The organism is Pseudarthrobacter sp. C4D7 (genome assembly GCF_013359725.1).
GTDB lineage: Bacteria > Actinomycetota > Actinomycetes > Actinomycetales > Micrococcaceae > Arthrobacter.
Genome location: NZ_JABFMW010000008.1, coordinates 134,940 through 146,157, shown reverse-complemented (window position 1 = coordinate 146,157; position 11,218 = coordinate 134,940). Strand labels below are relative to the sequence as shown.

Below are 11,218 nucleotides of genomic sequence, written 5' to 3'. Positions count from 1 at the left end.
GGACCCACCGCGTCTCCCTCGATGAAGTCATCATCACCATGCGCGAAACCGGCAAGGACATGTCCGACAAATACAAAGAAACCGCCATGGGCGGCCTCGCCGTCAACGTCGTCGAATGCTGACACCCCACCCACACCCCGCCACCCACCGTGGGCCGGGCGCTGCGCCTAGTTGTGCGCTGCCGCCCACCAGTTGAGGCTTGCGGCGAACACCAGCCACGATACGTAGGGGAGCAGGAGCAGTCCGGCCGTGCGGCTGATAGGACCGAAAGACATCACGGTCACCGTCACCGCGGCGATCAGGGACACAATAATGGCCAGTCCGAGCCACAGAGCCGCCGCACCAAGGGCCGGGTACAGGGCAAAGAATGCCGGGGTCCAGGCCAGGTTCAGGGCGAGCTGGATGGCGTAAACCACCATGGCCTGCCGGGTCCCGTCGGCGCGTTGGCGCCAGACCAGCCACGCTGCAACTGCCATGGCCGCATACAGGACGGTCCATACGGGACCGAACACGCCGTTGGGCGGGGACCAAGGGGCCTTGTCCGCCGTGGCATACCAGCCGTCGACGTTCGCAGCGGATGCCAGGCCGCCCAGCGCCGCCACCAGCAGTGACGCCACCAGGAAACCTGCCAGCGCGGCCGCCTGGACCCACGCACTGTAAGGACTTCCCGTGTCCGCGGGAGTGGTGCTGTGTTCCCTATCCGGCCTCATACCCCAACCCTTGTTGAACTTCGTGAGCTCCGTCAAGGTGGCGCGCCCGTACCTGGGCAATGCCGTCCCGGGCACGCTGAAGAAATGCCTGCCCCGCCTGAGGCTTTAGACTTGATGCTGCATGTCCGCACGCATCCAGAAGTACCGAAACCGCGCACAAACCCGATTGGACACGGCCCCCTTGCGAGAATTCACCGCACGTTTTGCCACAGCCGAAGAAATTGAGAACTGGGACAAGCACGTCACGGCCAACCCCAACGGCGGCAACATGCTGCAGTCCGCCGCCTACGCATCGGTCAAGAACGGAAGCGGGTGGAAAGTCCGGTTCCTGGTCCTGGAAGGCAGCGGGAATGCCAGCTACAACCTGGTATTGGAAAAAAGCTTCCCCGTCCTGGGCCGGCTCTGGTACCTCATCAAGGGCCCTGACCTGGCAGGAGCAGCAGACCTGGGAGCTGCCCTCGAGGCATGCGCGGAACTGGTCCGCACCAGCAAGTTGAGGGTCTTCACCATCAAAGTGGAACCAGACATCATCGACTCGGACGAAGCGCAGCGTGAACTGGCTGCCGCCCACCTGGCCAAGGCCCCGAATATCCAGTCCAACGATTCGACCGCCATCCTGGATATCTCCGGTACGGAGGAAGAGGTCTTCAAAGCCATTTCGTCCCGGGCCAGGAACGCCATCCGGCGCGCAGAGCGCGAGGGCTGCCACGTGGTCCGGAAGGAACAAGGACCCGAAACGTACCGGGCGTTGTACGACCTGATGGCCAACACCGTCAGTGCCAAGGGCTCCATGCCCCTGCGCAGCTACGACTACTACGCACAGTTCTGGGACGAGTTCTGCAACCGCGGCCAGGGCAACTTCTTCTTCGCCTACGAGGACGGAAAACCCAGCGTGGGCGCCTTCGTCATCAACTACGGCGCCAAGGCCACCTACAAGGACGGCGGTTCCACCCAGAACCGCAAGCAGTACGGTGACTCGCACCTGGTGCAATGGGCGGCCATCCGGAGAATGCAGGAACTCGGCTGCACGGAATACGACTTCTGCGGCACCCCGCCGGCTGCGCGCATCAAGGACAAGACCCACAACCTCTACGGAATGGGCATGTTCAAGACCAGCTTCACCAAGACGGTCACCGACTTCGTCGGCTGCCACGACTATGTCCTGTCCCCGCTCCGGCACAGGCTCTGGGTCAACGGCGGAGAAAAGGTGTTCCGCCGGATCGAGACCGCACGAACCGGGCAGCAGTTCTACTGACCCGCTGCCGCCAGGGCCCGCCGCCGCACTGCCACCGCACGCACCCGCGCCGGACACCCTGAACCCGGCACCCAGAACACCGTCCCCCAACGCGAGCCCACCGGCCGCGAAGAGTACAGAAGAAGGTCACCCTTGAATCCCGTTACCGCCGCGACAGGGCTTGAATACGCCAACCTCAGCGACGCCGAATTTGAGGCCTTCGCCCTGAAACACCCCCAGAACAGCTTCCTGCAGTCCATCGACTTTGCCCGTTTCCAGCGTGCCCGTGGCCAGCAGGTGGAACTCTTCGGGGTCCGGCGGGACGGCGAACTGGTGGCAGCCGGAAAGCTCAACTACACCACCACCCGGCTCGGGTACACCGTCTGCGAATGCGCCAAGGGCCCCCTCATGGACTACGCGGACCCTGAACTGGTGCGCGCCGTCGTCGACCTCCTCCGCCGGCATGCCGCTGAGCGCAAAGCGGCTGAACTGCGGATCTCGCCCAACATCAGGTACATCGCCCGTGACGCCGACGGTGCCGAGCACCCGGACGTCGAGGACAACCGCCCGCTGGTGGCCGAACTGCAACGGCTCGGATTCCAACACCAGGGCCTGGACATGAACTTCGTCAACGTCAACTGGATGTTCATCAAGAACCTTGTAGGCATCCAGGACGCCGAAGAACTGATCATGGGCACCAGCTACCGGACCCGGAAGGCCATCCGCAAAGCCGAGAAGAACGGTGTGTTCCTCGAACAGGCCACCCTGGCGACGCTTGATGATTTCTACGGGGCCTTGAGCCGGGCCGGCGACGAAAAAGGCTTCGTGTACCGCGAACGTGCCTACTACGAGAACCTGCTCCGCACCACCTCCGCAGAGTTCACCAAGCTGATGATGGCCAAGATCGACATCCCGGCCTACCGCAAATCCATCACCGAGCGCCTGGCTGCGGAGTCGACAACGGCAGCGGAGCTCCGCCGCGAGGTGGAGGAGACCGGCAGCAAGAAGAAGGCCAACCGGCTCAAAGTGGTCCAGGACCTGGTGGACAGCTACGAGCGGAGCCTCAAGGACATTGAGCGTTTCCCCGACTCCGTGGGAACGGCCACCGTGGCGGCCATCCACTTCGTCTGCTATGGCGATGAGGTGGTGTGTGTCATTGGCGGAACGGTCCAGGACTACATCTACTTCAACGGCGCAACCTCCCTGTATTGGGGAATGATGCTGCATGCCCTGGAGAAGGGCTACCCGCGGTACAACTTCTACGGCACGTTCGGCATCTCCGGGCAGGACGAGGAAGGCCACGGCGGCTACGAATTCAAGAAGGGATTCGGTGGGGAAGTGGTCCAGCTGGTGGGGGACTTCGTCCTCCCCGTCCGTCCGGCCGTCTTCAAAGCCAACAAGCTCGCAAGGTCCGCTGCCGCGGCTGCCCGCACACTGCTGGGCAAGCTGCCGCTGAAGCGCGCATCCTGACAGTCCAGCAACCGCGCACAGGGAGGAAACGGGCATGACCAACCGGCCCGAACGGCCAGGGTCCAGGCCGGCAACTGACGGCCTGCCCAAGACCGAACCGCTGACCCCTGCGCAGCTGCGGCAGGACGCTGCCGCGAAAAGGATGCTGCGCCGCCTGGTACAGGGCGAGAGTCCTCCCACGGCTCCGCTGAGCATTGTGGACCGGCTCGCCGGCAGCCCCTACGCCAACCCCACCATCCAGGTGGGCGGCGTGGACACGTCCGCCCGCAAAACCCTCGACTTTGCGCTGCACCTGGCCGAGACGATGTTCCGCTACGGCGCCGGTGCCCTGGAAGTTGAAACCAGCATCATCGCCGTCACCGCGGCACTGGGTTTGAAGAACATCGAGGTGGACATCACCAACCAGTCCGTGGGCATCAACTACGCGCCCAAGGACCAGACCCCCATCGCGCTGCTGCGCGTGGTGCGGTCCTGGACCAACAACTACGCCGGCCTGGCAACGGTGCACCAGCTGGTCACCGACATCGTTGCCGGCGGCGTGGGCCGTGACGAAGCGATCCGCAGGCTCAATGAAGCCATCACCAGCCCCAAGCCGTACCCGCGGTGGATGGTCACCGTGGCATTCGGCATCTTCGCCGCGGTCTTCGTGGGCGTGCTGGGCGGTGGACCGGTGTCATCGGCGATCGCTTTCGTGGCCAACATCGGCATCAGCCTGCTGGCCCGGCAGCTGGGACGCTGGCGCGTGCCCGACTTCTTCATTACCGCCAGCTGCTCCTTCGTGGTGACCATCCTGGCGCTGCTGCTCTGGCAGCTGAAGCTCACCGCATCGCCGTCCATCGTGGTGGTGGGCGGTATCCTGCTGCTCCTTCCCACCGGGCGCCTGGTGTCTTCCGTGCAGGACGCCATCAACGGCTTCCCGGTGACGGCCGCGGGGCGGTTCCTCTCCACCCTCCTGACGTTCGGCGCCATCGTGGCCGGAATCGCCGTCGCTTTCGTGGTGGGGGAACTGACCGGGCTGCAGCGCATCGACGTCACGCAGACCTTCCCGCCCGCCTATGACCTCTGGGTCCTGGTCCTTTTCGTGGCCGCCGCGGTGATGGCCATCGGCATCACCGAACAGACCACATGGAAGCTCCTGCTGCCCACGGCAGCCGTTGGTGTGGCCGGCTACCTGGTGCTGCTCGGCTGCGGCCTGCTGGGAATCGGTGACCGGTTCTCCCCGGCCATGGCCGCCGTCGTCATTGGCCTGCTGGCACGCGTGGTGGCCCTGCGCATGGGTGCGCCGCAGCTGGTGGTGGCTGTCCCCGCGGCACTGATCCTGCTGCCTGGCCTGACGATCTTCCGGTCCATGTATGTGCTCACCGTCGAGGAGTCCGAGATCCTGGCCGGTGCCGGCGGGATGCTCAGCGCCGGAGCCATCGTGCTGGGGACAGCCGGCGGGATTGTCCTGGGCGACGTGCTGGCCCGTCCGCTGACCCGCAGCCTTGCCAGCAACGAGCGGCGCCGGGCACGCCGCCGGTAAGCCTGGCCGCCGGTGGTGGGCTAGATTTGGCCCACCGGGAGCTTTTTCTCGGCCTGGAACACGTCCTCCACGCGGCCCTGCGCCCAGTACCCGGAGAGTGAGACCTGCCGGCGCTCCAGGCCGCGCTGCTTGAACAGGACCTCCCGCAGGGCCTTCATGTAGCCGCGTTCGCCGTGCGCAAAGACGTCCACCGTTCCGCCTGGCCACTCCGCGTCAGCCACGGCATTGGCCAGCAGGTCGCTGGACCCGGCCGGAGCGCCGTTGCGGGGCAACCAGGTGATGCGCAGTCCCGTGGGTGCGGCAAGGGGCTGGATGTCTTCCTCTGTCCCGACCTCCAGGAAGGCCAGGCCGGTGGCCCCTGCCGGCAGTGACTCGATGCAGGCGGCGATGGCGGGCAGGGCCGCCTCGTCCCCGGCAAAGAGGTACCAGTCGGCCTCGGGGTTGGGGTTGTAGGCGCCGCCGGGGCCGGTGAAGGTCAGCGTCTCGCCCGGCCGGGCATTGGCCGCCCAGGGACCGGCAAGCCCTTCGTCCCCGTGGACCACGAAGTCGATGGCCAGCTCCCGGGCTTCGGGATCCACCCAGCGCAGCGTGTAGGTGCGGGTAAAGGGCCACTGTTCCCGCGGCATAGTCTCCCGGACCTTCCAAAGGTCAAGCGGGGACGGGTACTCGACGCCGGGCTGGGGGAAGACGATCTTCACGTAGCGGTCCACGAACCCGTTATTGGCGAAGTCGCCGAAGCCTTCTCCGCCGGCCACGATCCGGACCATGTGCGGGGACAGCTGCTCCTTCCGCAGCACGGTGAGATTGACCTGCGGGCGGCTGTTCCTGGTTGCGCTGGTGGCGGCGGGGACGGTGCTCATAAGGCAAGCCTAGCTAGGGCAGCGGCGGGAGTTCCCAGGTTACGTCCGGGGCGCCTTGTTCCCGCAGCAGCTGGTTCGCGCGGCTGAACGGCCGGGAGCCAAAGAATCCACGGGATGCGGACAGCGGGCTGGGGTGCGGGCTGGTGACGGCGGGGGCGCCGTCCAGGAGCGCCCGGACCCCCTCGGCCTCCTTGCCCCACAACACTGCCACCAGCGGCGTCCTGCTCCCGTCCGGGGCCGTGCGGGAGGCCAGCGCGGTGACTGCCGCCGTCGTAATCTCCTCCCAGCCCTTGCCGCGGTGCGAGCCTGCCGCACCTGCCCTTACGGTGAGCACCCGGTTCAGCAGCAGCACGCCCTGCTCCGTCCACGCCGAGAGATCGCCATGGACACGCGGGGGGACGCCAAGGTCCGATTCCAGCTCCCGGTAAATGTTGACCAGGCTTCGGGGGAGGGGCCGGACATGCGGATCAACCGAAAAGGACAGGCCGACGGCGTGTCCCGGCGTAGGGTACGGGTCCTGCCCCACGATGAGGACCCTCACGTCCGCGAGGGGCTGACGGAAAGTGCGCAGGACGTTCGACGGCGACGGCAGGAGCTGGTGCCCTTGGGCCTCTTCGGCTGCCAGGAAGCCAAGGACCTTCCGGAGCTGGGCTTCCACACCCTGGAGGGCCGCGGCCCAGTCCGGAGCCATGAGCTCCGGGAGCGGCAACCGGGCGAGGCCGGCGAAGGTGGCGGTGTCCGCCGGGTCCTGCTGAAGCTCGAAGAGGGCATCCGATTCAACCATCGTTCCATTGTCGCAGGGACGGCGCCGGGCCGGGCCGGGAACAGCCCCGGGCGGGTGCGGCAAATGACACCCTTGTTATTCGACGGTTACCATGGGAAGGAGACATTGACCTTTACCAGCGAAGGAGTGCGCCGTGGCGGAACCGGCCCGGGAACACCTGCCGGAGCAGGATCCAGGGAAGTCCCTCCTGGCGGATTTCGTCCTTCGCGAGTCCTCCCTGTCCGAGCGCGAACAACAAATGCTGGCCCTGGAGCGGCAATGGTGGAAGTACGCCGGGGCCAAGGAACAGGCCATCCGGGAGCTGTTCGATCTCTCCGCCACCCACTACTACCAGCTCCTCAATGCGTTGATCGACCGCGAGGATGCGTTGGCCCACGATCCCATGCTGGTCAAGAGATTGCGTAGACTACGTACGTCGCGCCACCGGGCACGCACTGCCCGTCGCCTGGGATCCGACGCTTAAGACGACCCTCGCCGGGACAACAGCCGCACTGAACAAGGATGTCCTTCCACCATGACCAGATACGCCCGCGATGAATTCGACAAAGTCCCGGAGGCTGCGTCGCGACAAGGTGTCCACCGGGCGGCGTCGGCCCCGTCCCGCGTTCGGCTGTGGCCCATCCTGGCTGTAGGGGTGGCGGCCCTTGCCATTGGGCTGGTGTCCTTCCTGATCCTTCCCAAGCTTGGCTTCAACGCCACCGCCAGCCAGGCATCGGCCAGCGTGGAGGCAGCTCCGCTGGCGGCTACCGGAACCACCCCCTCGGCTGCGCCGTCCGCATCAGCGCCCGTTGGGTCCCCGGCGCCTGAAACGTCCTCCGAGGCCACCCAAAGCACCGGGCCCCTTCCGGAGTCCGCAGCATCTCCCACCCAGCCGCCCGCCGTCGACCGGACCCAGGCCGTGGCCGTCTATAACGCCGCCGGCACCGCCGGATTGGCCGGCCGGGTGGGCGGAACTGTCCAGGGCGACGGCTGGCGGCTGGGCCAGGTGGGTAACTGGTCCGGCGCGCCGCAGAAGTCGTCCGTGATCTTCTATGCCGGTCCGCAGCAGCTGGCAAACGCCCAGGAACTCGCCGCACTGCTGAACATTTCCAGCGTGGTGGACAGCCCCGAATTTCAGGCCCCGCTGGTTGTGGTCCTGGGCCCGGGCTACCGGTAGGCCCACACCACCACTCACGCCGGTCCGGTCTCATCCTGGCCCCAACGGAAAAGAGTTGTTCATCATGGCACTGGGAACCGTCAAATGGTTCAATGCCGAAAAGGGCTATGGCTTCATCACCGTTGACGGCTCCGGGGACGACGTCTTTGTCCACTGGTCCGCCATCCAGGTGGAGGGGTACCGTGCCCTGGCCGAGGGCCAGCGCGTCCAACTTGACGTGGGCGAGGGTGAAAAGGGGCCCCAGGCGGAAAACGTCCGGCCCGCGCCGTGATGTCTGCTCTTCGGCCGGGAACCCCGGTCCTCGCAGCGCTCGCCGTGTCCGTGGGAGCTGTCCTCTCCCTGACGGCATGCGCCGGAACGGGCGGCAACGCCCGGGTGGAGCCGGCTGAGGCCTCCGGCGACGGTGTGCTGAGGGTGGGCCTGATCCTGGATAGCACCGGGGACAATGCGTTCCTGAACGCACCCCAGCAGGCTGCCACCAAACTGGCTGTCCAGGACATCAACGCCGCCGGCGGCCACAAGGGCCGGCCGGTGGAGTTCCTCCCGGTGCACCCGGACCAGGACACTGCAGCCCAGGCCAGGGACCTGGCAGCCGCCAAAGCGGACGTCGTGGTGGGACCCACCGATTCCAGCCATGCGGCTGCCGCGGTGGACATCCTGTCCCAGGCGCGCATACCGCTTATCTCGCCGGCCAACACCGCTGCAGGCCTCTCCGGGGCGCCCAACGGGGGCTACTATTTCCGCACCGCCGCTGCCGATGTCGCGCAGGGCCCCGTCCTGGCGAAGCTGGCCAAAGATGCGGGCGCTGCCACCATCAGCGTGCTGTACCAGGAAGGTGCCTACGGCAAGGAGCTGTCGGCCGCCGTCACCGACGCCGCCAAGTCGTCCGGACTCACCGTCCTGCCCGGAGCGGGCTTCAAGGACGGTGCTCCCGCGGACGCCGTGCGCGCGGTGTCCAAGGCCACGCCGGACGCCGTCGTCCTGGTTGCCCGCGACGGCGCGCGCGGAGCCGTTGCCGAGCTCAGCGGTGCCGGCCTCACTGGTTCACGCCTGATCTTCAGCGACGGTGCCTTCGCCCGGTACGGGTCCGGGCTCCCGGCCCGGGCCCTGGAGGGTGCCCGCGGCGTCGTCCCCGGGCAGCTGCCCAGCGCCGCTTTCCAGGCGAAACTGCTGGCTGTGGACCCGGCCCTCAAAGACGTCTCGTACGCTGCTGAAACGTACGATGCCGTCACGCTGGCGGCCCTTGCTGCGGCCCGTGCCCAGGATGATGCCGGGCGCTCGATTGCCGCCAACCTGATAGCCGTCTCAGGCGGGGCCATGGATGCCGGAACCGGGGTGCCGGCTGCCCCATGCCTGAGCTACCGGGAGTGCCTGGGCGGCCTTGCCGGCGGACCGGACATCAACTACGACGGCGAATCGGGCCCGGTTGCCTTCGATTCCAACGGGGACATCACCACGGCCGTCTTCTCCGTGTACACCTTCGGAGCAGACAACAACCCCACTTTGTCGGGCCGTGAGTCGGCCGGGCACTCCGGCTGATCGCCCTGGGCGAAGCCGCCGGCCCGAGGCGGGCGTGGAGCGTCTTTTCGCTTGCACTCTCACCTGGGGAGTGCTAATTATTGAGTTAGCACTCTGACGTACCGACTGCTAAAGCACCGCCTGCTTCCGGCCGGCGGCGCACGGCGCCGGACGATGAGCGAAAGAAACACCTCACTTCAGTGAGATCCCCGCCCGGAGGCATACAGAGGCCGCCGGCAAAAGGATCGTCCGTCGCGGGCACTGCAGCGAAGGTTCATTCTTAACGACTGTCCCGAAAGGACTACTGCCGTTATGGCCAAGATCATTGCATTTGATGAAGAGGCACGCCGCGGCCTTGAGCGTGGCCTGAACACCCTCGCCGACGCCGTTAAGGTCACCCTCGGCCCGCGTGGACGCAACGTCGTCCTCGAAAAGAAGTGGGGCGCCCCCACGATCACCAACGATGGTGTTTCCATCGCCAAGGAGATCGAGCTGGACGATCCCTACGAGAAGATCGGCGCAGAGCTGGTCAAGGAAGTTGCCAAGAAGACCGACGACGTTGCCGGTGACGGCACCACCACGGCAACCGTCCTGGCACAGGCCCTGGTCAAGGAAGGCCTGCGCAACGTTGCCGCCGGCGCCGACCCGCTGTCCCTCAAGCGCGGCATCGAGAAGGCTGTTGACGCCGTCACCGCCGAGCTGCTGAACTCCGCCAAGGAAATCGAAACCAAGGAAGAGATCGCGGCCACCGCCTCCATCTCTGCCGGTGACGACGAGATCGGTGCCCTCATCGCCGAAGCCCTGGACAAGGTGGGCAAGGAAGGCGTCATCACGGTCGAGGAATCCAACACCTTCGGCCTGGAGCTCGAACTCACCGAAGGCATGCGCTTCGACAAGGGTTACATCTCCGCCTACTTCGTCACCGACGCTGAGCGCCAGGAAACGGTCCTTGAGGATCCGTACATCCTGATCGTCAACTCCAAGATCTCCAACGTCAAGGAACTGGTTGCTGTCCTGGAAAAGGTCATGCAGTCCAACAAGCCGCTGCTGATCATCGCCGAAGACATCGAGGGCGAAGCCCTGGCCACCCTGATCGTCAACAAGATCCGTGGCACCTTCAAGTCCGTCGCCGTCAAGGCTCCGGGCTTCGGCGACCGCCGCAAGGCCCAGCTGGCAGACATCGCCGTCCTCACCGGCGGCCAGGTCATCTCCGAAGAGGTTGGCCTCAAGCTGGAGAACGCCGGCCTGGAACTCCTGGGCCAGGCACGCAAGGTTGTTGTCACCAAGGACGAGACCACCATCGTTGAAGGTGCCGGCGACGCCGACCAGATCGCCGGCCGCGTGTCCCAGATCCGCGCCGAGATCGAGAACTCGGACTCCGACTACGACCGCGAGAAGCTGCAGGAACGCCTGGCCAAGCTGGCCGGCGGCGTGGCAGTCATCAAGGCCGGTGCCGCCACCGAGGTTGAGCTCAAGGAGCGCAAGCACCGCATTGAGGACGCTGTCCGCAACGCCAAGGCTGCAGTTGAAGAAGGCATCGTTGCCGGTGGCGGCGTGGCCCTCATTCAGGCCGGCGCCAAGGCATTCGCCAACCTGCAGCTGTCCGGTGACGAAGCAACGGGCGCCAACATCGTCCGCGTTGCCATCGACGCCCCGCTGAAGCAGATCGCGTTCAACGCCGGCATGGAGCCCGGTGTTGTCGTGGACAAGGTCCGCGGCCTGCCCGCCGGCCACGGCCTGAACGCAGCCACCGGCGAGTACGTCGACCTGCTGGCAGCCGGCGTCAACGATCCGGTAAAGGTCACCCGCTCCGCCCTGCAGAACGCGGCATCCATCGCTGGCCTGTTCCTCACCACGGAAGCAGTTGTCGCCGACAAGCCGGAGAAGGCTTCTGCCCCCGCCGGTGGAGACGACATGGGCGGCATGGGCGGCATGGGCGGCTTCTAAGCCTCCCGGCCGGGACC

12 protein-coding genes are annotated in these 11,218 nt (G+C 66.3%); 9 read left to right on the top strand and 3 right to left on the bottom strand.

Annotation, left to right across the window (positions count from 1 at the left end; translation table 11 throughout):
* A partial coding sequence (locus HNO81_RS08550) for an L-serine ammonia-lyase, iron-sulfur-dependent, subunit alpha (RefSeq protein ID WP_175317687.1) occupies positions 1 to 122 on the top strand: 122 nt, incomplete at its 5' end.
* 45 nt (positions 123 to 167) lie between these two features.
* On the opposite strand, the gene HNO81_RS08545 is transcribed toward HNO81_RS08550, so the two are convergent.
* Entirely contained in the window at positions 168 to 710 is a 543-nt protein-coding gene (locus tag HNO81_RS08545) for a TspO/MBR family protein (RefSeq protein WP_175317686.1), read from the bottom strand.
* A gap of 121 nt (positions 711 to 831) precedes the next feature.
* Between HNO81_RS08545 and HNO81_RS08540 the strand changes: the two genes are divergently transcribed.
* From HNO81_RS08540 to HNO81_RS08530, 3 genes are all read left to right on the top strand, one after another.
* The gene (locus HNO81_RS08540) at positions 832 to 1,965 is read left to right on the top strand and encodes a peptidoglycan bridge formation glycyltransferase FemA/FemB family protein (protein ID WP_175317685.1); all 1,134 of its coding nucleotides are present in this window, start codon (positions 832 to 834) and stop codon (positions 1,963 to 1,965) included.
* A gap of 132 nt (positions 1,966 to 2,097) precedes the next feature.
* Positions 2,098 to 3,414, top strand: coding sequence for a peptidoglycan bridge formation glycyltransferase FemA/FemB family protein (locus tag HNO81_RS08535; protein WP_175317684.1), 1,317 nt, complete (start codon positions 2,098 to 2,100; stop codon positions 3,412 to 3,414).
* Positions 3,415 to 3,448: 34 nt separating this feature from the next.
* Positions 3,449 to 4,936: a threonine/serine exporter ThrE family protein gene (locus HNO81_RS08530; RefSeq protein WP_175317683.1), complete on the top strand. Its 1,488-nt coding sequence runs from the start codon at positions 3,449 to 3,451 to the stop codon at positions 4,934 to 4,936.
* Positions 4,937 to 4,956: 20 nt separating this feature from the next.
* On the opposite strand, the gene HNO81_RS08525 is transcribed toward HNO81_RS08530, so the two are convergent.
* Positions 4,957 to 5,796, bottom strand: coding sequence for a siderophore-interacting protein (locus HNO81_RS08525; protein ID WP_175317682.1), 840 nt, complete (start codon positions 5,794 to 5,796; stop codon positions 4,957 to 4,959).
* 13 nt (positions 5,797 to 5,809) lie between these two features.
* On the bottom strand, positions 5,810 to 6,580 hold the full coding sequence (locus HNO81_RS08520) for a uracil-DNA glycosylase (RefSeq protein WP_175317681.1): 771 nt from the start codon (positions 6,578 to 6,580) through the stop codon (positions 5,810 to 5,812).
* A 133-nt stretch (positions 6,581 to 6,713) separates the two neighbouring features.
* On the opposite strand from HNO81_RS08520, the gene HNO81_RS08515 reads away from it, so the two are divergent.
* The 5 genes from HNO81_RS08515 (at position 6,714) to groL (ending at position 11,201) form a co-directional block, all read left to right on the top strand.
* Positions 6,714 to 7,043 (top strand): DUF3263 domain-containing protein, encoded by a 330-nt coding sequence (locus HNO81_RS08515; protein ID WP_175317680.1) that lies wholly within the window; start codon positions 6,714 to 6,716, stop codon positions 7,041 to 7,043.
* 51 nt (positions 7,044 to 7,094) lie between these two features.
* The gene (locus HNO81_RS08510; RefSeq protein ID WP_175317679.1) at positions 7,095 to 7,736 is read left to right on the top strand and encodes a LytR C-terminal domain-containing protein; all 642 of its coding nucleotides are present in this window, start codon (positions 7,095 to 7,097) and stop codon (positions 7,734 to 7,736) included.
* 64 nt (positions 7,737 to 7,800) lie between these two features.
* Entirely contained in the window at positions 7,801 to 8,007 is a 207-nt protein-coding gene (locus tag HNO81_RS08505) for a cold-shock protein (protein ID WP_175317678.1), read from the top strand.
* Positions 8,007 to 9,275 carry an ABC transporter substrate-binding protein gene (locus HNO81_RS08500; protein ID WP_175317705.1) on the top strand — a complete coding sequence of 423 codons (1,269 nt, stop codon included), beginning with the start codon at positions 8,007 to 8,009 and terminating at the stop codon, positions 9,273 to 9,275. The genes HNO81_RS08505 and HNO81_RS08500 overlap by 1 nt, the downstream gene beginning before the upstream one ends.
* 291 nt (positions 9,276 to 9,566) lie before the next feature.
* Positions 9,567 to 11,201 (top strand): chaperonin GroEL, encoded by a 1,635-nt coding sequence (gene groL, locus HNO81_RS08495; RefSeq protein WP_175317677.1) that lies wholly within the window; start codon positions 9,567 to 9,569, stop codon positions 11,199 to 11,201.
* The last annotated feature ends 17 nt before the right edge of the window (positions 11,202 to 11,218 follow it).